Below are 20598 nucleotides of genomic sequence, written 5' to 3'. Positions count from 1 at the left end.
ACCTGCTCCATGCGCAGCAGGAAAGCTCTCGTACGCCGTCCCGGACCCCGTCTCGCCGAGGGCCTGGTCACGCACATCGACCGCACGCCGGTCGACGCGGACCGGGCCCTCGCCCAGTGGCGGTCCTACGTCGCCGCCCTCGAACTGCACGGCTGGGAGACCGCCGAGGTCGAGCCCGCGGACGACTGCCCGGACGCGGTCTTCGTCGAGGACACGGTGGTGATGTACAAGAACGTCGCCCTCGTCACCCGTCCCGGCGCCGACTCCCGCAAGCCGGAGACCCGCGGCACCGAGGCCGCCGTGAGCCTCATGCGCTGCTCCGTGAACCGGGTCCACGCGCCCGGCACGCTCGACGGCGGCGACGTGCTCAAGGTCGGCGACACCATCTACGTGGGCCTCGGCGGGCGCACCAACACCGACGGCGTCCGGCAGCTCCGCGCCTGCTTCGAGCCGCTCGGCGCCCGCGTCGTCACCGTCCCGGTCACCAGGGTGCTGCACCTGAAGTCCGGCATCACCGCCCTGCCCGACGGCACCTTCGCCACCCACGCCGGGCTGATCGACACACCCGAGCTCTTCCCGGGCCGCATCGAGGTGCCGGAGGCCGCAGGGGCGCACGTCATCCTGCTGGGCGGCGGGGCGCTGCTGATGGCGGCGAGCGCGCCGCAGACGGCCGCGCTGTACGAGGAGCTGGGCTACACGCCGGTGCCGGTGGACATCAGCGAGTTCGAGAAGCTCGAAGGCTCGGTGACCTGCCTGTCGGTACGCATGCGCGGCCTGTACGCCTGAGGCGGCCGCGGCCGCGGCCGCGGCGGCGGCGGGGTGCTCCCGCCGCCGGGCGCGGGCTCAGCGGCTCTCCGCCGCCACCCGCAGCGGGTCGCGCGGGGTGCGGAAGGACGGGGCCGGGTCCGGGGGCGGGGTGAGGTGGCCGCCGAGGCGGCGGCCCGCGGCGACGGGGGCCCGGAGGGCCGCGGGCAGGCCGACTGACGCGCGTAGAGCCGATGCCTGACGACGTACCCTGGCGGCCGCCACCTCACCCCCCGCGCCGCCCGCCGCCGCGTGCGCGGCGGCGAGCACGTCGAGCGTGCGCGACGTCCAGTACGGGGTGTCGAGGTGCCGCCAGATGGACAGCGCCTGCCGCGCCGTCGCCTTGGCCTCCGCCGGCCGGTGCGCGTGCAGCAGCAGGTCCGCCTGCGCGCGCAGCGTCAGCGCCTCGCCGAACCGCTCGCCGAACCGCCGGTACGCCGCCAGGCTCTCGTCCAGCATCCGCTCCCCGCGCGCCGGCTCCCCGGCCACGTCCGTCAGATGCCCGAGCCACTGCAGCGCGTGCACCTCGCCCACCCGGTCGCCGCTCTCCACCGCCAGCTCGCAGCTCCGCAGCATCCGCGCCGCCGCCGCGTGCACGCGGCCGACGGCGAGGTCGGCGAGGCCGAGGTTGCGCTCGGCGGACGCCTCGCCGTGCCGGTAGCCGTCCTGTTGCGCGAGGGCCAGGGCGAGGTCGAACTCGCGCCGGGCGGCGACCGGTTCGCCGCACTCCAGATGGACGGTGCCGAGGCCGCATCGCGCGTACGCCTCGGACCGCACGTTGCCGCCCGCCCTGGCCCGCTCGATGCCGCGGCGCAGACAGGCGGCGGCCTGCGCGTACTGCCCGCGCAGCCGCAGCAGCACGCCGAGGCCCGCCGCGGCGGCGGATTCCGCGGGGTGGTGGCCGCCGGTGTCCGTACGGCCGTCGCGGGCCGGGTCGTGGGCCGGGTCGCGGGGGTGGTCGCCCGGCTTCGCGCGGGGGACGGCGCGCGGGCGGTCCAGCGCCGCGAACTCCTTCAGCGACCGCTTGAACGCCACCACCGCCTCGCCGTAGTGGTCCTGCACGGTCTCCAGCTCGCCCAGGTTGCGGTGCAGGACGGCGACGCCGAGCCGGTCGCCGGCCGCGGTCGCCGCCGCCAGCGCCGTACGGTGCGTCTCGCGCCAGTCGTCGAAGTGCGCGGACGACTCGAAGAACGCCGCCAGCGCCGCCGCCAGCCGCCACGCGGTGCCCGCGTCGCCGGCGTCGGCCGCCTGGCGGACGAGGGCGCGCAGCGTGGTCCGTTCGGTCTCCAGCCAGGCCAGCGGCTCCGCCGCGACCCGGGCCGCCTCGGCCGCAGGCGGGCTGTGGCCGGGGGCCGGGACCTTGACGCGGCCGGAGAAGCCGGAGGACAGGGCGTCGTCGGCGCGGCGGGCGAGGTCGAGGTAGGCGGTGTGGACGCGGCCGAGGGCAGCGGCGCGTTCGGCGGGCGGCTCCTGGGCGTGGGCGCGCTCGCGGGCGTAGAGGCGGAGGAGGTCGTGGAGGCGGTAGCGGGGTTCCGCGGCGGGGTCGGAGGCGTGGACCTCGACGAGGTGGTTGTCGACGAGTGCGTCGAGGGACCGCTCGGCGAGGGCCGCGGGATCGGCCGGGGGGCGGCCGCCGTGGACCGTGTCGCTTCCGCCCGTCCCGCGTCCGGCCGCTTCGTCTCCGGCCGCTCCGCACGGCGCGTCGCCGAGGAGCGCGGCCACCACCCAGCCGGGCATGGTCGGCACGTCCAGCAGGCCCAGCAGCCGGAACGCCCGCTGCGCCGCCGGGTCGAGCGCCGCGTAGCCCAGCGTGACGCTGGCCCGTACCTCCAGATCGCCCGCGACCAGCTCGTCCAGCCGCCGCCGCTCGTCGGCCAGCGCGTCCGCCAGCCGAGGCAGCGACAGGTGCCGCCTGGTGGCCAGCCGGGCGCCCGCGATGCGCAGTGCGAGCGGCAGGTTGCCGCACTGCGCCGCGATCCGTGCGGCGACCGCGGGGTCGCGGCGGGTACGGTCGTCGCCGGCCGCCCGCGCCAGCAGCTCCAGCGCCTCCGCGTCGCTGAGCAGGCCCAGCTCCACGCGCAGCGCGCCTTCGAGGCCGGCGAGGGCGGCGCGGCTGGTGACGAGCACGGCGCTGTCGCCGGTGCCGGGCAGCAGGGGGCGGATCTGCCGCTCGGAGCCCGCGTTGTCGAGCACGACGAGCACGCGGCGGTCGGCGAGTTCGGCGCGGTAGCGCCGGGCCCGCTCCTCCAGGCTCTCGGGGATGCCGGCGCCGGTCATGCCGAGCGTCTTGAGCAGGGAGGCCAGTACGTCGCCGGTGTCGGCCGGGTGGCCGGACGCGGTCCGCAGGTCGGCGTGCAACTGGCCGTCGGGGAAGGCGTCGCGGAGCAGATGCGCCGCGTGCACCGCGAACGTGGACTTGCCGGCGCCCGCGACGCCGGTGACGAGGACCGTGCGGGGCGCGGGGTGACGCGCGTCGACCTGCCACGCGTCGAAGCCCGGGGCCTCGCGGTCCGCCGCCCCCTCCGGCCGTCCCAGCCACCGCAGCACCTGCACCAACTGCTCCCGCCGGCCCACGAAGTCCGGGATGCGCGCCGGCAGTTGGCAGTACGCGGGCCGCTCCGCGGCCTCGGGCCGCGGCGCCGGCTCGGGACCGCCCGCCAGCACCGCCGCGTGCACCTCCTGCAACTGCGCCCCCGGCTCCACGCCCAGCTCGTCCGCGAGCATCCGGCGGGCCCGCGCGTACGTGCGCAGCGCGTCCGAGCGCCGCCCGGCGCGGTGCAGCGCCAGCATCAGCCGGCCCCACAGCGGCTCCCGCAGCGGGTGCTGCGCGAGCAGCGCGCCCAGCTCCGCGGCCAGTTCGGGGTGCCGGCCGACGGCCAGCTTCGCGTCGGTCAGGTCCTCCCAGGCCGTCAGCCGGTTCTCCTCCAGGCGCGCGGCCTCGGCCCGTACGGCATCGGTGGCCGGCACGTCGGCGAACGCCGGACCGCGCCACAGCCCCAGCGCCTCGGTCAGCGTCTCCACGGCCGCGGCGGGGCGCCGGTCGGCCAGCTCCGCCCGCCCGGCGGCGGCCAGGGTGGCGAACCGGGCGGCGTCGGTCCCGTCGGGCTCGACGGCCAGCTCGTAGCCGCCGGGGCGGGTGTGTAACGTCTCCGGGTCGCCGCCCAGCGCACGGCGCAGCCGGTGCACGTAGACCTGGAGTGACTTGGCGGCCGAATCCGGCACGTCGTCGCCCCACAGCTCCGCGATGAGCGCGTCCGCGGGGACGAACCGGCCCGCGTTGATGAGCAGATGGGCGAGCAGAGCACGCTGCTTCGCGGCGTTCAGCGTGATCCACCGCGTGCCGTTGCAGACGTCGAGCCTGCCGAGGACCCGATAGCGCATCACACCGTCCCCTGGTCACGGTCGTCGTGAGCTGCTTCGGCGTCACCATCCTTCTACTGGGCGGTACATGTCAAGGTCACCCGTGTCGTGGCAGGCAGGGGGCGCGCAACCGGCGCGCAACCGGCGCGCTCCGGCCATCGCGTAGACACGTGCCGCAGTGCCGTCCCGCGACCGGAGCCCCCACCGCAGTAGGAGAGCGATTCGCGATGTCACTCAGCCGTACGGGGTCCTGGCGCCCCCTGCTCGCCGGCCTGGCGGCCCTCGTCACCCTCGGCGGGCTCACCGCCGCGGGCCCGGCCGCCGCCGCGCCCCCGCCCGACACCGGCAGAACCGTCGACTACCGCGGCTACGAGGTCACCGTCCCGGCCGGGTGGCGGGTCGTCGACCTCGCCGCGGAGCCGGGCGCATGCATCCGCTTCGACCGCCCCGCCGTCTACCTCGGCGAGCCCGGCGACCAGAGTTCCTGCCCGCCGGGGCTCAAGGGCCGTACCGCCGGGCTCGTCGTGGAGCCGATCGACGCCGGGGCCGCGCGGCAGACCACCGCGGCCACCGCCGTCGCCCCGCGCGGCAGCGCGACGGCGCCCGCGGCGAAGTCCCGCGACGGCGCGATCCAGGTGGCCGTCGAGGACGCGGGCGTCCTGGTCACCGCCGCGCACGGGCCCGCGACCGAGGACCTGGTACGCGACGTCCTCGCCGGCGCCGAGCTGACGGCCGCCGCCGAGCGCACGGAACTGCCCGCCGCCGGCGCTCCGTCGGAGGGTGCCGCGCGGCCGGCGGCCGCCGCGGGGCCGCAGCCCGGCGACTTCCGCGGCCAGGGCTTCGACGCCTGCGCCGCGCCCTCGCAGACCGCGATGGACGCCTGGCTCGCCGGCTCCCCGTACCGCGCCGTGGGCGTCTACATCTCCGGCGCCACCCGCGCCTGCGCGCAGCCCAACCTCACCGCGAGCTGGGTGACGAACCAGACGAACAAGGGCTGGCACCTCATCCCCATCGACGTCGGCCGCCAGGCGCCCTGCAGCAGCTTCTCCAACAAGATGTCGTCCGACCCCGTCACCGCCCGCGCCCAGGGCGTCAGCGCCGCCAACGCCTCGGTGACCGCCGCCCAGAGCCTCGGCATCCCGGCCGGCAGCGCCCTCTACTCCGACATCGAGGGCTACACCTCGACCGCCTCCTGCAAGGCCGCGGTCATGAGCTACGTCTCCGGCTGGACCGAGGGCCTGCACGCCAAGGGCTACCTCTCCGGCCTGTACTCCAGCGCCTCCTCCGGCATCCGGGACGCGGCCAGCGTCTACGACGACACCCGCTACCTGCGCGTGGACCACCTGTGGTTCGCGTGGTGGAACGGCGTCGCCGACACCGACGCCGGCTCGTACGTCCCGGACTCCTACTGGGCCGGCCACCAGCGCATCCACCAGTACGTCGGCGAGGTCTACGAGACGTACGGCGGCCAGCGCCTGCACATCGACCGCAACTACCTCGACGTCGGCAAGGGCACCCCGCCGCCCGTCACCTGCACCACCGCCAACCTGAGCTTCAACGCCTACGGGACCATCCGCTCCGGCTCGACGGGCGCCCTGGTCGACGCCGCCCAGTGCCTCCTGGAGGCGGCAGGACACGACCCCGGCGGCGCCACCCCGACCGGCACCTTCGACGCCGGCACCGTCACCGCCACGAAGGCGTTCCAGACCGCCAGGGGCCTGACCGCGGACGGCGTCATCGGCCCCCGCACCTGGACCGCGCTGCTGGCCCGCGGCACCACGCCCACCCTGCAGAACGGCTCCACCGGCGACGCGGTCACCCGGCTCCAGCGCGCCCTGACCGCCGCGCTCGGCCGCACCGTCGGCATCGACGGCATCTTCGGCCCCGGTACGCAGACGGCCGTACGCGACTACCAGAGCGGCCGCGGGCTCGGCGTGGACGGCATCGTCGGCCCGGCGACCTGGGGCGCGCTGCAGGCAGGCAAGTGACCGGCGATTCCGCGGAGGAGAACGCGATGAAGAAGACGAACGAACGCAAGAACAGACCCCTGTTCCGGCTGGCCGCGCTGGTCGCCACCGTGGCCGCCCTGCTCCTGGGCCTCGGCTCGCCGGCGTACGCGTACCCCCAGGCCGCCTTCCCGACGCAGAGCAGCGGCAACAGGGGCACCGACGTCCTCGCGCTCCAGCACCTGCTGACCGGACAGGGCGTCTCGGTCTCGCCCGACGGGGTGTTCGGCCCCGCCACCAACACCGCGGTGCGCCAGTTCCAGAGCGCCAAGGGCCTCGGCGTCGACGGCATCGTCGGCCCGCAGACCTGGGGCGCGCTGACCCCGACGATCCGCCAGGGCGACACCGGCGGAGCCGTCCGGGCCCTGCAGTCCGCGCTCAACGCCAAGCGCGGCGCGGGGCTCACGGTCAGCGGCACCTTCGACGCCGCCACGACCGCGGCCGTACGGACCTTCCAGGGCCACGCGGGCATCGGCGTGGACGGCATCGTCGGCCCCGTCACCTGGAAGAACCTGCTCTGGCACTACGAGAACACCAGCTTCGGCAGCACGATGTGCGGCCAGAGCCCGGACGGCAACGCGAACGCCCACTGGGGCACCTCCGCCGCCGTCGCCCAACTGGAGGCCGCCGCGGCCTCCTTCGCCGGCACCGGCAACGGCAAGCTGCCGGTCGGCGACAGCGGGTTCGAGCACGGCGGCGACATCCCGGGCCACGCCAGCCACGAGCTGGGGCTCGACTTCGACGTCTGGCCGATCCGCACGGACTCCGCCCAGTGCACCGCCGGGCGGATCACCTGGCAGTCGGCCAGCTACGACCGCGCGGCGACCCGCGAACTGGTCAGGGCCATCCGCGCCTCGGCCCCCGGGCACATCAAGCTGATCTTCTTCAACGATCCGCAGTTGATCTCCGAGGGCCTGGTCACGCAGTACGCCAACCACGACAACCACCTGCACGTGCGCTACTGCGAGGCGGTCCACGGGAACGCGCTCTACGACTGCTGAGCGCCAAGCCGCCTGTCAGTGGCGGCTGCGAGGATCGGCGCATGAGCGCAGAAGTGACCGACGGCGCACCGCGCGAGCGCGTGGCCCGGCTGGAGCGGCCCGACCGCCACCGGGAGATCGTGGACGTGCACCTGCTGCTCCTCCGGCGCACCCCCGCGCCGGAGGTGCTGCTGGCCCGCCGCGCCGGCACGGGCTACGCGGACGGCCTGCTGAACATGCCGAGCGGCCATCTGGAGGACGGCGAGGACGTGCGGTCCGGGGTGCTGCGCGAGGCCGCGGAGGAGATCGGCCTCGTGCTCGTCCCGGAGCAGGTCGCGGTGGCGCTCGTCATGCAGCACAAGCCGCCGGCGGGCCGGTCCCGGATGGGGTGGTTCTTCGCCGCGGAACTGCCGCCCGGCGCCCGGGTGGTGAACGCGGAGCCGGACAAGTGCGCGGAAATCGGCTGGTATCCGCTGGACGCGCTTCCGGACGATCTGGTGGCGTCGTGCCGGGCGGGTCTGGAGGCGTTCCGGGCGGGGGAGCGGTTCGTCGTGCACTGGCACGAGGCGGACGACCCCCTCGCGTACGACCCGGGGATACCGGACCGGGCGGTGGTGCTGCCGCAGACGGCGGGCCCGCCGTGACGCCGGGCGGGGTGTGATCACGGGCGGGGTGTGACGCCGGGCGGGGTCCTCAGAGGTCCTTGACGCAGCGCAGCTCGGTCAGGAACGGCTCGTAGCCGAACCAGCGGTTGATCGCCAGCATCGGCTCGTTGTCGCTGTCGTTGCCCGTGAACGCGTCGGTGTACCCGGCCGCCCGCGCCCGCCGCAGGGACTCGTGCTTGGCGAGCTTCGCCAGCCCGCGGCCGCGGAACGCCCGGCGGCTGCCGGTCATCCCGGAGAGATAGCGCGTGCGGCCGTCGGTCTCCGCCAGGCTGAACGCCGCCACCTCGCCGTCGACCAGGGCGGCGATCGTCAGGTCGTGGTCCAGCAGCGGCTCGCGCCAGGTGTGGTCGAGCCAGTGCTCGTACGACATGGCGTCGGCCGGCGTGTCGCTCGGCTCGTCCAGCGCCGCCTCCGCGTCCGCCTCGTACAGCGGCCGGGGGTCGTCGAAGTCCGCGTAGGCACGCAGCTCCACGCCGGCGGCCGGCTCCCGCCGCGGCGGGAGGGCGGCTCCCAGGTCGAGGTGGAGGATCCGGCCGGTACGCCCCCGGCGGTAGCCGCGCCGCTCGGCGAAGCCCAGGTCGCGCTCCGTGTCGTACACCCAGGTGTAGACGGTGGTCGCGCCCTGCGCGGCGAGATGCGCCTCGGCGGCCGCGAGGAGCGCGCCGCCCACGCCGCGGCCGGTGTGCCCGGGGTGCACGTGCGGCTGCGCTATGCCCTGCCCCGGCGTGCTGCTGTCGTACATGACGTGGGCGTCGCACTCGCCGACGATCTGCCCGCCGGCCTCGGCCACCAGCGAGCGCAGCAGCTTCTGCGGCGGCGCGGACGCCACGCTCCAGCGGACCGACTCGGGGGTGGTGACGAGGAACGGCACCGCCGCCCGCTGCACCTCGGCGACGGCGCCGGCGTCCTCGGGGCGGAAGTCGCGTACGAGCACACTCATGGCGCCGCACCGTACGGCGACGGGGGTGCCGCTGTCGTGCGAATTTCGCCACGCGGACCACAATGTGTCCGTGACCATCCAGATTTTCGTCGACCAGCAGGCGCCCGAGGCACCGTACGAGCAGGTGCGCGCCCAGATCTCCGCCCAGGCCCGCGGTGGCGTACTCCCGGCCGGCACCAAACTGCCCACCGTCCGGGGCCTTGCCGAGCAGTTGGGCCTCGCCCCGAACACCGTCGCCAAGGCGTACCGCGCGCTGGAGAGCGACGGGGTGATCGAGACCCGCGGCCGGCACGGCAGCTACGTGGCCGCCGCCGGCGACGCCGCACAGCGCGAGGCGGCCGCCGCCGCACAGGTGTACGCGCAGCGGGCGCAGCGCCTCGGACTCGACCACGGAACCGCGCTGACCGCGGTGGAAGAGGCGCTGCGCGCCGCCTACGCCGGCGCGTAGGACCCCACCGGGCTAGGGACCCGGTCCGGGTCCTCGGGGGTACACGCCGAACCTGGGGCCTCGTCACCCGGGCCGGGCCGTTGTGCCCGCGGTACGGCGCCGGGCGGGCGGTCGGCGTGCGACGGCCCGGCCGACGAGGCCCACCAAGGGCCGAGCCGACGACGTACGCAGACCGCACCCGGAGCCGCCCGCGAACCGACCCGGCCCGGGAGGCCGTCGCGCGGCGCCGAGCGGATACCCCCGTACTCCGCCCGGCGCCGCGCCGCTTCGGTGCTGGGGCTTGGCTTGGTGCTGGTGACAAGCCTGCGGACCGGGGGGAACCGGCCGCAAGCGCTCCGGGTGGAAACGGGAAGCTGGAACGGGAATCCGGCCACCGACCAGCACGGACAGGACTAGGGTGGAACGCGTCGGAACGGGGGCGGGACGTGAAAGACGCGGCGACGGAGAAGTTCGCGGCGCTGTTGCGCGAGTTGAAGCAGCGCTCGGGGCGCAGTTACGGGTCGCTGGCGGCGCGCCTCCACGTGAGCACGTCGACCCTCCACCGCTACTGCAACGGCGACGCGGTCCCGTCGAGCTACGCGCCGGCGGAGCGCTTCGCCCGCCTGTGTGGTGCTACCCCGGAAGAACTCGTCGAACTCCACCGCCGCTGGCATCGCGTCCACGGCACCCGCCGCGGGTCGACCCCGTCGTGGGCGGCGGGAGAACCGACGCAGGGCACGGGCCGCGGGTCGTCTGCGGCGGGCCCGGGGCGTGGGGAAGCGGCGGGCCGACCGGCTGGTGCGAGGCCGGGAGGCCGGGGCAGCGATGCGGCGGCGCGTGGCGGTGCGGCGGGTCGCGGTACGCCCGCGGCGAGCGCGGGGCGTGGTGGAACGGACCGGCGACCGGCACCGCCGCGATCGCCGGATGCACCGGATGCACCGGATGCACCGGATGCACCGGGGGGCCTGGACTCCGATTCCGCGACGTACGACGGCGAGACCGCGGGACCCGGCGAAGCAGCAGGCCGGTCCGAGGCGGCAGCGGATGACGCACGTGGCGGTGCCACCGGCGATGTGCACGAGGCGAACTCCGCGGCGGCCGCGGCGGCTTCAGCCGCAGGCCCCGCGGCCTCCGGCGGCACGGACGCCCCGGGCGCCGACGCCGATGAGGCGCCGGACCCGGACGCGCCGCGTGCGCTGCCCACCGCCTCCGGCGGTGCGGTCGCCCGGGTTGCCGACAGGGGTGACGCGACGGGCTCCGCCGTCGGGCCGTCCATCGCCGGGGGCGCTGGGGCGGCTGCCGCACGCGGCGGCTCCGGCGCGCGCGGGCCGGCCGCCGATGGGCCTTCGGCTTCCTCCTCCCGTGGCTCCGCCGCCCGTGAAGGCGGGGGCGGTGACGCGGCGACTCCCGTTTCCCCCGGCTCGCCCGCCCGCGGGGCCCGCGGCGGCGGCAGCGGTTCCGGCTCCGGCTCCGGCGAAAAGCGCCGCTTCGCCGGCACGTTGCGCCTCGGTCGCGGTTCCGCGTCTTCGGCTGAGCGCCGCGGGCGGCGGTGGCGGCGGGTGGGGGTGCCCGGGGTGGGGGTGGCGGCCGCTGCGCTCGTGGCGTTCGTGGCCACCTCCAGCGGGTCCACCGGCGAAGGCCGCGCCGACGGGGGACCCGGGCCCGCCAGCGGCGTCGTCGCCGACGGGAGTCGCGGTGGCGGCGGTGCGCAGGGAGGCGAGACCGTGGAGAAGGAGGGGTCCGCCGAGCCCTCCGAGCGGCGCAAGCCCTCGCCCGCCGGCGGCGGTGGGGATACGGAGTCGGGCGCAACCCCGGGTGCCAAGCCCCGCAAGGGCGGGGCCGGGCCCGCGGGCAAGGACTCGTCCGCCGTGCGGACCCCCCTCGCCTGGTCCGTCCGCTCCCACGTCTGGTCGAACGGCTGCGACCACCGCTACCTCGTCGACAAGTCGCCCGACGACGTGCCGCCCCCGCCCATCGCGCAGGACGCCGAGGCGTGGGCCTCCAGCCAGGGCGCCGTCCACGGCGGGACCACGAACATCGAGGCCGCCCTCGAGCCCCGCGGCGACGAGCCGGTGACCATCAACGCCGTCCACGTACGCAAGACCTCGACCGGCACGCCGCTGCCGTGGAGCGCGTTCGCGATGTCCAGCGGCTGCGGCGGCGAGGTCACCCAGGCGGCGTACCGCGTCGATCTCGACAAGCCGCGCCCCGTTCTCAAGCCCCAGCAGGGCGGTGACTCCACGCACAAATGGGACCCCCCGGCGCTGCCGTTCCGCGTCACCGACGACGATCCGCTGTCCCTCCTCATCCACGCCGGCACCGAGGACTACGACGTCCGCTGGTACCTGGAGGTCGAGTGGAGCAGCGGTGACGACTCCGGCGTCGTACGCCTCGACGACCAGGGCGCCCCGTTCCGCACCAGCTCCCTCAAGGGCCGCCCGCTGTACGGCTACGACACCCTGAACGGCTCCTGGTACACGGAGTCGGTCGACGTCCCCGCGGACGAGTCCGCGTCCCCGGCGCCGTAGCCGCCCCGGCCGCCGAGCCGGCCGGCCCGGAGGAAGAGGAAGAACCGGAAGAAGCGGAAGGGGATCCACCGCCGAGGGGCGTATTCCAGCCAGATGAAACGGTTCTCCAGGTCAAGACCGCGTTCTGGGCCGGGAATTGGGGATGATTCCCGTGTGGGGGATGCGCATGTGACGCAGGCAGACGATAGGGTTAGCCTGCCCGGGCCGGGAGCCCTCGTAAGGGTGGGGAGTGTCATGGATCAGATAGCAATGCGCGGCAAAGCGCGAGTTCCTGCGATCAACTGCGGGAGCACTGCGTCGCGGGCACGCGTCGACCGGCATCTAGCCGTGCTCGGCGGACCCGCCGCCCCCCAGGGGGACACGGACAGCGCCACCATGCTGATGCGTGAGCTGACCGCACGCGAGGACAGGGCCGCGAAGCCGGGCCGTATGGCGCGCGTTTCCCTCTTCGCCCCGCTGCGGAAGCTGCGGCGCACCCTCTTCGGCAACCGCCGGAGCTGACAGACAGCCCGTATCGGGGCGGGCGCGGCGACCCGGCATGCCGCGCCCGCCCCGATCGCTGCCCGCGTCCGTTCGCACCCCCACCCGAACAGACCCGCAGCGGCGTGTCTCAGCCCCGTCCGCGCGCGCTGCGCCGCACCGCCAGCGGTACGAACACGGCCAGCAGCACCACCGACCAGACCAGCGCCGCCGCCACCGGATGCGTCATCGGCCATGCCGCGCCCGGCGCGTCGTCCAGCCCCGGCGGCGCGCTGCCCGTCAGATCCCGTACGGCGGTGACGTACGCGCTGAGCGGGTTCCACTCCACCACCGCCCGCAGCCAGCCCGGCATGCCGAGGGTCGGTACGTACGCGTTGGACAGCAACTGCAGCATGAACGTCGTGCTGGCCAACTGCCCCGCGGCCTCCTCGTTGCCCACCGCCATGCCGAGGTGGATCCCGATCCACACCGAGGTGAACCGCAGCAGGAGCAGCAGCCCCAGCGCCCCGGCCGTCGCCGCCGCGGAGCCGTCGTTCCGCCACCCCACGGCGTAGCCCACCGCGACCAGCGGCACCAGCCCCACGGCGAACAGCAACACGTCCGCCACCGCCTGCCCCAGCGGCACCGCCGCCCGGCTGATCGGCAGCGCCCGGAAGCGCTCCGTGACTCCGCGGCCCGTGTCGACGGCGGCCTGGAGCATGCCGGTGACGAGGCCGCCGGCGGCGGTGGTGGCGAAGAGGCCCGGGACGATGTACGTGCGGTAGTCGGCGTCCCCGGGGAGTGAGACCGAGTTGCCGAAGACGTAGCCGAAGAAGAGCAGCAGCGTCAGCGGCATCACCTGGGTGATGACGAGCAGCGCGGGGTTGCGCCGGGCGCGCTGCAACTGGCGGCCGACGATGGCCATGCCGTCGTACGCGAGGTCGCTCATGCCGCCTCCTCCTTCGGGGTCGCGGTCGCGCCCGCGGCCTTCGCCGGCGCGCCGGAGCCCTGCGCGGTCGCGTCGGCCTCGTTCGCGGTCCCGGCGGCGTCCGCCCCGGTGAGCCGCAGGAACACCTCGTCAAGCGTCGGCCGGCGCAGGGTCGCGTCGACCACCGGCACCCCGGCCGCGTCCAGCTCCCGCACCACGCGCGGCAGCGTCAGCTCCGGGTCGTACGCGGCCGCCCCCACCGCGCGCCGCTCGGCGTCCAGCCGCGGCTCGCCGCCGGTCAGCGGCCCGAGCACCACGGCCGCCGCCGCGAGCGCCGTCTCGTCGGCCACGACCACCTCCGCGTACGCGCCCACGCGCTGCTTCAGCTCGTCAGGCGTGCCGGTGACGGCCGCCCGGCCGTGGTCGACGACCACCACCGAGTCGGCCAGCCGGTCCGCCTCCTCCAGGTACTGCGTCGTCAGCAGCACCGTCGTACCCGCCGCCGCCAGCTCGCGCACCGCCGCCCAGATCTGCTCGCGGCTGGCCGGGTCGAGCCCGGTGGTCGGCTCGTCGAGGAAGAGCACCCGCGGCCGGGACAGCAGGCTGGCGGCCAGGTCGAGCCGCCGCCGCATGCCGCCGGAGTACGTACGGGCCGGCCGGTCGGCGGCCTCCGCGAGGCCGAACCGCGCCAGCAGCTCGTCCGCCCGCTCCCGCCCCGCGGGCCCGCGCAGGCGCAGCAGCCGGGCGAAGAGGCGCAGGTTCTCGCGCCCCGACAGGTCGTCGTCCACGGAGGTGGCCTGCCCGGTGACGCCTATGGCCCGGCGCACGGCGGCCGGCTCGGCGGCGACGTCGTGCCCGGCGACCCGCGCGGTGCCGCCGTCCGGCGCGACGAGCGTGGTCAGCACGCGTACGGCGGTGGTCTTGCCGGCCCCGTTCGGGCCGAGGAGGCCGCAAACGGTGCCCTCGGGGATGGCGAGGTCGAGGCCGCGGAGGGCGTGGACGTCGCCGTAGCGCTTCTCCAGCGCCTCACTAAGTACAGCGTACGTAGTTGTCATGCGGCCGAGCATAACCGACTCAGTACGCTGTACGTAAACCGGCACCCGACGGCCCGAGGAAGGCAGCGATGGCAGCGAGCGGACGAGCCGCCGACGGGTCGGCGCGCGGCGCCACCCCCGAGGTGATCTGGACCCGCCCGGAGCGCGCGGGCCGCGGCCCGCGCCCGGCGCACAGCCGCGCCGCGATCGCCGCCGCCGCGGTCCGTATCGCCGACGCGGACGGGTTCGACGCGGTCTCGATGCGCCGCGTCGCCGCCGAGATCGGCAGCGGCACCATGTCGCTCTACAACTACGTGCCGCGCAAGGAGGACCTGCACGAGCTGATGGTCGACGCGGTCAGCGCCGAGTACGACCTGACGGTGCCCCTCACCGGCGACTGGCGCGCCGACGTGCTGGCGCTGGCCGAGCAGTCGCGGGACCTGATGCGCCGGCACCCCTGGCTGCCGCGGCTCACCGCGACCACGGCGTACGGGTTCACGCCGCACGCGCTGCGCTACCTCGACCGGTTCCTCGCCGCCCTGGCGGGCCTGGACGTGCCACCGGGCACGAAGATGGAGCTGGTCGCGATGGTCACGGCATCGGTGACCAGCTACGTCACGTTCGAGATCGCCCTCGCGGAACGGGCCCGCGCGCTGCCGTGGACCGAGGCGGAGGAACAGGCGGTCCGGGGGGCGTATCTGGCGGGGCAGTTGGCGACGGGCGAGTACCCGCACCTGGCCGCGACCCTGGCCCAGGCGGCGGAACCGGGGGACTACGAGGCGGCGTTCCAGCGGATGCTGGGACGGGTGCTGGACGGCTTCGAGACCTCCGGCGGGCCGGAGTGACGGAGTTCCGCCAGGTCGACCGGCGGTGCCCGACGCCCTCTTGAAGGCGTCCCGTCCCGGGATTACGTTGCTCTGCCGTGCATCTCTCCCGGCGCCTGCTCGCCCTGCCGCTCGGCCTGGCCGCGACCGCCGCGATCGTGCTCGTGCCCGGCGCCGCCGCGACGGGCGGCACGCCGGGCCCGGCCGCGGCGCCCGGCGCCCCCCTCTCGTACGTCGTCAACAGCGCGACCGACGCCGCCACGCGCACCGCGCCGCTGCGGAGCACGGGGGCGGCGCCGGAGGAGGGCGGCTAGCGCCCCGGCGCCCGCTCAGAGCAGGGCGAACTGGCCCTCCGGGCCCTCCTCGTGGTGGTCCAGCACCGATGCCGGGCGGCGGGCCGAGGGTGGTGCGGGGAGGATGCCGGCCTCGTGGAGTTCGGCCGCGGTGATCTCCGCGGGGTACGAGCCGTCTCTGGCCCGCGCCTCGTCCGCGCCCGGCTCCGCCGCCTCCGCGAGCAGCGCCAGCACCGTGATCAGCTCCAGCAGCTCCGACGTCCACTCCTGCGGCCACGCCGCGGGCCGTATCGCCGCCAGCGTCCCCGGCTCGGCGGGCTCCAGCCGTGCGGCGACCCACTGCTCCAGCACGGGGACGCCGCCCGCCGTGAACTCCCATGCGCCGCGCGGCACGGGCGAGATGCGGCCCTCGCCGAGGAGCAGCGCCTCCTCCTCCGGGTCGTACGACACCTCCGCGGGCCACGGCGGTATCGCCGCCCGCACGTACGGCCGCCGGCCGCCCGGGAGCCGGGGCCTTCCGCCGCCGCGGGCGCCGCGGAGCTGCACCTCCAGCAGCCGCCGCCCGCGCGTCACGCCCGCCTGCCATGCCTCGGGGTCCGCGGTCAGCGGCACCGCACAACCGCGCGGGGTGGCCCGCCCGGTGGCCAGCACCCAGGCGAACACGTCCTCCGGACCGACCTTGCCGCCGAGCCGCCGGCCCAGCCAACGCAGCAGCCGCGGCGGGAGGTTGGGCTCCCGGCCGCGGGGGCGCCGGTACAGCGGCCGGATCCGGCCGGGCCGTCCGGCGGGCGACCGCCCGTCCGGCAGCAGCGCGGACGCGACCACGGCGAGCCCGCCTGACCCGCCGGGAACCGGCGTGACGTACCCCGCCTCGACGGCGAACAACTGCCGGTCGTCCGCGACCCGCCACAACTCGGGGCGGGCGGCGTCGAGCAGCCGGTTGTCGGGGATCAGCCACTGCTGGTCGTACGCCCCGTGCAGCACCCGCACCGGCTCGGGGCACGGCCCCGCCGCCCGCGCCAGCCGCCCGGTCCCGGCGGCCCGGCCGGGCAACTGCGCCACGGCGCTGTGCGTCGTCCGCGCCCGCGTCGCCCGGAAGAGTGCGTCCCGCTCGTCGCCTTCGGCCCGTACGAGCGCATCCCACCGCCGCCGCAACGAGGCGGCGTCGGGGGCCATGACCCACCCCCGCCCGGGCCGCAGCGGGGCGACGCCCCAGGGCATGAGATCGGCGAGCAGCGGGGCGGAGCCGCCTTCGGCGGGCTCCCGGGCCGGGGCGGGCGCTGCACCGTCGGCGGGTGCCCGCGGCTTGACCACGGCCCGCCGCGGCGCGGGGGCCGCGGGCGCGTCCGCCGCGGAGTGCGCGTGCGCGGGCCGCTCCTCCGCCGGTGGCTCCTCCACCGGGCCCTCCGCCGGCTCCTCCGCCGCGGCCGCGGCGGGCTCCGCCACGGCCGGACCACCGTCCGCCGAACCGCCCATCCCGCGACCTCCCCTCGATCCCCGAGCCCCGCAGGGCGCTTCGCATCCTACGATCCCGGTGCGACATCCCAGGCGCCGTCATCGTCCCGTCGCGCGTTGTCGGACGCCAGGTGCACCGCGGTGCCTTACGGCGCCTCCAGGGTCACGCTGAACGAGAACCGGTCGCCGCGGTAGCGGATCCGGGCCACGTCCACCACCCTGCCGCCGTCGTCGTACGTGACGCCGGTGTAGTGCAGGATCGGGCTCAGCAGCGGGACGCCGAGCAGCTCGACCGTCTCCGGTTCCGCCAGCGTGGCGGTGACCGTGTCCGTGATGCGGGCGATGCGGATGCCGGCGCGGTCGCGGAGGACCTTCGTCATCGGCCAGCGCTCCAGGTCCGCCGGGTCGATGCGGGCCGCCGCCTCCGGGTGGACGGTGTTGTCGGCCCAGTTGGTGGCCTCGCCGGTGGTGCCGTCGTGGCGCAGCCTGCGGTACGTCATGGCCTCGGCGAGATCCGGGAAGTACCCGGCGAGGTCCGCGGGGACCGGGGCGGGGCCGTGGGCCAGGAGCGTCGTGCGGTCGCCCGACTGCTGGGCGACGATCGCGTCGACCGAGCCCAGCAGCCGGACGGGGGCGGTGTGCCGGGCGGCGGCCTCGATGAACGTGCCGCGCCGCCGGTGCCGCGTGATCAGGCCCTCCTCCTCCAGCTCCTTGAGCGCCTGGCGGAGCGTGAGCACGCTGACGCCGTAGTGCTCGGCGAGCCGTTCCTCCGTCGGCAGCCGCAGCGGCGCGTCCGGGGGGCGGCCGAGGATCGAGGCGCGCAGGGACTGCGACACCTGGTACCAGAGCGGCAGCTTGCGGTTGAGCTGGAGGGAGTCGGGGGCGAAGAGGCCGGTCATGGCCTGAATTCTTGCCGCAGCCCCCGCCACACGTCGTCGTAGCCCTGCTGGAGGTGTTCTGCGTCCCGCGCCTGCGGCGTGAGCGTGACCGGCCAGCGGGTCTCGAACATGAACGCCAGCCCGTCGTCGATCTTCTGCGGCTTCAGCTCGGCGGCCGAGGCACGGTCGAAGGTCTCCTGGTCGGGGCCGTGCGCGGACATCATGTTGTGCAGAGAGCCGCCGCCGGGCACGAAGCCCTCGGCTTTGGCGTCGTACGCGCCCTCGACGAGGCCCATGTACTCGCTCATCACGTTCCGGTGGAAGTACGGCGGCCGGAAGGTGTCCTCGCCGACGAGCCAGCGCGGCGCGAAGACGACGAAGTCGACGCCCGCGAGCCCCGGGGTGTCGGAGGGCGAGGTGAGGACGGTGAAGATGGACGGGTCGGGATGGTCGTAGCTGATGGTGCCGATGACGTTGAAGCGGTGCAGGTCGTAGACGTACGGGACATGGTTGCCGTGCCACGCGACGACGTCGAGCGGAGAGTGGTCGTACGTGGCCGTCCAGAGGTTGCCGCAGAACTTGCTGACGACCTCGACCGGGCCGGCCGCCTCCTCGTACGCCGCGACGGGGGCGAGGAAGTCGCGGGGGTTGGCCAGGCCGTTGGCGCCGATGGGGCCGAGGTCGGGGAGGACGAAGGGGCTGCCGTAGTTCTCGCAGACGTAGCCGCGCACGGTGGCGCCCGCGGTCAGCGGCTCGACGCGGAAGCGGACGCCGCGGGGCACGAGGGCGACGTGTCCCGGCTCGGCGCGCAGCAGGCCGAGTTCGGTGCGCAGCAGCAGGCCGCCGTGCTCGGGGACGACGAGGAGTTCGCCGTCGGCGTCGGAGAAGACGCGGTCCATGGGGGCGTTGGCGGCGTAGAGGTGGACCGCCATGCCGGTGCGCTGGGTGGCGTCGCCGTTGCCGCCGAGGGTCCACAGGCCGGCCAGGAAGTCGGTGCCCGCCGGGGGTTCGGGCAGCGGGTTCCAGCGGAGCCGGTTGGGGTCGGGGACCGCCTCGGCGAACGGGGCAGTGCGCAGGGCGCCGTTGTCGGCGCGGACGAAGCGGGGGTGGGCGGCGGAGGGGCGGATGCGGTAGAGCCAGGAGCGCCGGTTGTGGGCGCGGGGCTCGGTGAACGCGGAGCCTGACAACTGCTCGGCGTAGAGCCCGAGGGGCGCGCGCTGGGGGGAGTTGCGGCCCGTGGGCAGGGCGCCGGGGACGGCCTCGGAGCTGTGCTGGTTGCCGAAGCCGGAGAGGTACGACAGCCCCTCGGCGGTCTTGCGCGCCCGCTCGGCGCGCTCCTGCTCCCCGCCTGTCTCGCCCGCCCGTCCCTGCCCTGCCCGTGCCTGCTCTGCGCTGCTGGTCATGGGGGTACCGCCCGCCTTCTCTTCACCATTCCTATAGGGGACCATAGGAATGGTCTCAGGTGGACGCCGGCGGCGCCACCCGGCGCGCGTGACCCACCGCACCCCCGGACGGCCTGGGCGCCGAAAACTACCGGCGCTAGTTTGGTGCCGTACGCACACCGCCGACCCACCGGGAGACGTACCGATGCAGGCTCACGACGGCATGTTCATCGACGGCCGCTGGCGGCCCGCCGCCGGCGGCGGCGTCATCGAGGTCGTCGACCCCGCCGACGAGCAGGTCATCGCCACCGTCCCGGCCGGCACCGCCGCCGACGTGGACGCCGCCGTCGCCGCTGCCCGCGCCGCGTTCCCCCGCTGGGCGGCGACCCCGCCCGCCGGCCGGGCCGCGCGCGTCGGTGCGCTCAGCGACGTGCTGGCCGCCCGGGCGGAGGACGTCGCCGCCACGGTCACGGCGGAGCTGGGCGCGCCGCTGACGTTCAGCCGTAAGGTGCACGCCGCGGTGCCGGTCGCCGTCTCCGCCTCGTACGCGGAGATCGGCGCCTCCTACCCGTACGAGGAGAAGGCCGGGACCGCCACCGTCCTGCACGAGCCCGTGGGCGTCGTCGGCGCGATCACGCCGTGGAACTACCCGCTCCACCAGATCGTCGCCAAGGCCGCCCCCGCGCTCGCCGCCGGCTGCACCGTGGTCCTCAAGCCCGCCGAGAACACCCCGCTGGTCGCCCGGATCTTCGCCGAGGCCGTCGATGCGGCCGGCTTCCCGCCCGGCGTCCTCAACGTCGTCACCGGGTACGGCGCCGAGGCCGGCCGGGCGCTGGTGGAGCACCCCGGCACGGACTTCCTGTCGTTCACCGGATCCACCGCCGTCGGCCGGACCGTCGCCGCGGCGGCGGGCGCGGCGGTCAAGCCGGTGGCGCTGGAGCTGGGCGGCAAGTCCGCGAACGTCATCCTGCCGGGCGCCGACCTCGCCAGGGCCGTCAGCGCCGGCGTCGCCAACGTCATGGCCAACTCCGGCCAGACCTGCACCGCGTGGACCCGGATGCTCGTCCACAGGGCCGCCTACGACCAGGCGCTCACCCTGGCGACCACCGCCCTGGCCAAGTACGCGCCCGGCGACCCCCGCGACCCCGCCACCCGCCTCGGGCCCGTCGTCAGCGCCGCACAGCGCGAGCGCGTCCGCGGCTACATCGAGCGCGGCACCGCGGAAGGCGCCGTGCTCCTCGCCGGCGGGGCCGGGGCCCCCGAGGGCCGCGAGCGCGGCTACTTCGTCCAGCCCACCGTCTTCGCCGACGTCACCCCCGAGATGACCATCGCGCAGGAGGAGATCTTCGGCCCGGTGCTGGCGATCATGCCGTACGAGGACGAGGACGACGCCCTGCGCATCGCCAACGGCACGGTCTACGGCCTGGCCGGCGCCGTATGGGCGGCAGACGAGGCCAAGGCGGCCGCGTTCGCCCGGCGGATGGAGACCGGCACGGTCGTCGTCAACGGCGGGAAGTTCGACCCGCTGGCGCCGTTCGGCGGCCACAAGCAGTCGGGCATCGGCCGCGAGCTGGGGGTGGCAGGGCTCGCGGAGTTCCTGCACACCAAGTCGCTGCAGTTCTGACGTACGCACCC

16 protein-coding genes and 2 pseudogenes are annotated in these 20598 nt (G+C 75.7%); 11 read left to right on the top strand and 7 right to left on the bottom strand.

Annotation, left to right across the window (positions count from 1 at the left end; all coding sequences use genetic code 11):
- Window positions 1–9: 9 nt before the first annotated feature.
- Entirely contained in the window at window positions 10–786 is a 777-nt protein-coding gene (gene ddaH / locus ACFYVJ_RS20045) for a dimethylargininase (RefSeq protein WP_388893169.1), read from the top strand.
- A gap of 57 nt (window positions 787–843) precedes the next feature.
- Here ddaH and ACFYVJ_RS20040 read toward each other — a convergent pair whose 3' ends face one another.
- On the bottom strand, window positions 844–4185 hold the full coding sequence (locus ACFYVJ_RS20040) for a BTAD domain-containing putative transcriptional regulator (protein ID WP_388893167.1): 3342 nt from the start codon (window positions 4183–4185) through the stop codon (window positions 844–846).
- Between the two features lie 206 nt (window positions 4186–4391).
- Here ACFYVJ_RS20040 and ACFYVJ_RS20035 point away from each other — a divergent pair, with 206 nt between their 5' ends.
- The 3 genes and pseudogenes from ACFYVJ_RS20035 to ACFYVJ_RS20025 all read left to right on the top strand — a co-directional run.
- Complete coding sequence (locus ACFYVJ_RS20035) at window positions 4392–6152, top strand: glycoside hydrolase domain-containing protein (RefSeq protein WP_388893165.1); 1761 nt, start codon at window positions 4392–4394, stop codon at window positions 6150–6152.
- A gap of 26 nt (window positions 6153–6178) precedes the next feature.
- Window positions 6179–7171 carry a penicillin-insensitive murein endopeptidase gene (locus tag ACFYVJ_RS20030; protein ID WP_388893163.1) on the top strand — a complete coding sequence of 331 codons (993 nt, stop codon included), beginning with the start codon at window positions 6179–6181 and terminating at the stop codon, window positions 7169–7171.
- Between the two features lie 77 nt (window positions 7172–7248).
- Window positions 7249–7794 (top strand): annotated as a pseudogene (locus ACFYVJ_RS20025) (NUDIX domain-containing protein); the annotation flags it as partial.
- A gap of 49 nt (window positions 7795–7843) precedes the next feature.
- Here the strand turns inward: ACFYVJ_RS20025 and ACFYVJ_RS20020 are convergent.
- The gene (locus tag ACFYVJ_RS20020) at window positions 7844–8749 is read right to left on the bottom strand and encodes a GNAT family N-acetyltransferase (RefSeq protein ID WP_388893309.1); all 906 of its coding nucleotides are present in this window, start codon (window positions 8747–8749) and stop codon (window positions 7844–7846) included.
- A 76-nt stretch (window positions 8750–8825) separates the two neighbouring features.
- On the opposite strand from ACFYVJ_RS20020, the gene ACFYVJ_RS20015 reads away from it, so the two are divergent.
- The 4 genes and pseudogenes from ACFYVJ_RS20015 to ACFYVJ_RS20000 all read left to right on the top strand — a co-directional run bounded on the left by ACFYVJ_RS20015 (window position 8826) and on the right by ACFYVJ_RS20000 (window position 12211).
- Window positions 8826–9203 carry a GntR family transcriptional regulator gene (locus tag ACFYVJ_RS20015; RefSeq protein WP_101425325.1) on the top strand — a complete coding sequence of 126 codons (378 nt, stop codon included), beginning with the start codon at window positions 8826–8828 and terminating at the stop codon, window positions 9201–9203.
- 116 nt (window positions 9204–9319) lie between these two features.
- A pseudogene (locus tag ACFYVJ_RS20010) lies at window positions 9320–9829 on the top strand (helix-turn-helix domain-containing protein); the annotation flags it as partial.
- A gap of 933 nt (window positions 9830–10762) precedes the next feature.
- Window positions 10763–11710, top strand: coding sequence for a hypothetical protein (locus ACFYVJ_RS20005; RefSeq protein WP_388893321.1), 948 nt, complete (start codon window positions 10763–10765; stop codon window positions 11708–11710).
- A gap of 234 nt (window positions 11711–11944) precedes the next feature.
- Complete coding sequence (locus ACFYVJ_RS20000) at window positions 11945–12211, top strand: hypothetical protein (protein ID WP_078564210.1); 267 nt, start codon at window positions 11945–11947, stop codon at window positions 12209–12211.
- Between the two features lie 109 nt (window positions 12212–12320).
- On the opposite strand, the gene ACFYVJ_RS19995 is transcribed toward ACFYVJ_RS20000, so the two are convergent.
- Window positions 12321–13118, bottom strand: coding sequence for an ABC transporter permease (locus ACFYVJ_RS19995; protein WP_388893161.1), 798 nt, complete (start codon window positions 13116–13118; stop codon window positions 12321–12323).
- Window positions 13115–14152, bottom strand: a complete 1038-nt coding sequence (locus ACFYVJ_RS19990) for an ATP-binding cassette domain-containing protein (RefSeq protein WP_388893159.1) — start codon at window positions 14150–14152, stop codon at window positions 13115–13117. Before ACFYVJ_RS19990 ends, ACFYVJ_RS19995 begins: the two co-directional genes overlap by 4 nt.
- A gap of 68 nt (window positions 14153–14220) precedes the next feature.
- Here ACFYVJ_RS19990 and ACFYVJ_RS19985 point away from each other — a divergent pair, with 68 nt between their 5' ends.
- Window positions 14221–14976, top strand: coding sequence for a TetR/AcrR family transcriptional regulator C-terminal domain-containing protein (locus tag ACFYVJ_RS19985; protein WP_388893157.1), 756 nt, complete (start codon window positions 14221–14223; stop codon window positions 14974–14976).
- 77 nt (window positions 14977–15053) lie between these two features.
- A complete protein-coding gene (locus tag ACFYVJ_RS19980) occupies window positions 15054–15269 on the top strand; it encodes a hypothetical protein (protein WP_388893155.1) in 216 nt (71 codons plus the stop codon).
- 15 nt (window positions 15270–15284) lie between these two features.
- On the opposite strand, the gene ACFYVJ_RS19975 is transcribed toward ACFYVJ_RS19980, so the two are convergent.
- From ACFYVJ_RS19975 to hmgA, 3 genes are all read right to left on the bottom strand, one after another.
- Complete coding sequence (locus ACFYVJ_RS19975) at window positions 15285–16724, bottom strand: type ISP restriction/modification enzyme (RefSeq protein WP_388893153.1); 1440 nt, start codon at window positions 16722–16724, stop codon at window positions 15285–15287.
- 125 nt (window positions 16725–16849) lie between these two features.
- On the bottom strand, window positions 16850–17602 hold the full coding sequence (locus ACFYVJ_RS19970) for a GntR family transcriptional regulator (RefSeq protein ID WP_388893151.1): 753 nt from the start codon (window positions 17600–17602) through the stop codon (window positions 16850–16852).
- Window positions 17599–18984 (bottom strand): homogentisate 1,2-dioxygenase, encoded by a 1386-nt coding sequence (hmgA, locus tag ACFYVJ_RS19965; protein ID WP_388893149.1) that lies wholly within the window; start codon window positions 18982–18984, stop codon window positions 17599–17601. The genes ACFYVJ_RS19970 and hmgA overlap by 4 nt, the downstream gene beginning before the upstream one ends.
- A gap of 184 nt (window positions 18985–19168) precedes the next feature.
- On the opposite strand from hmgA, the gene ACFYVJ_RS19960 reads away from it, so the two are divergent.
- Window positions 19169–20587 carry an aldehyde dehydrogenase family protein gene (locus ACFYVJ_RS19960; RefSeq protein WP_388893147.1) on the top strand — a complete coding sequence of 473 codons (1419 nt, stop codon included), beginning with the start codon at window positions 19169–19171 and terminating at the stop codon, window positions 20585–20587.
- Window positions 20588–20598 lie beyond the last annotated feature (11 nt).

The organism is Streptomyces sp. NPDC004134, assembly GCF_042874195.1.
Lineage (GTDB): Bacteria > Actinomycetota > Actinomycetes > Streptomycetales > Streptomycetaceae > Streptomyces.
The sequence above is the reverse complement of the archived record's forward strand: the minus strand, read 5'-3'. Positions and strand labels throughout refer to the sequence as shown.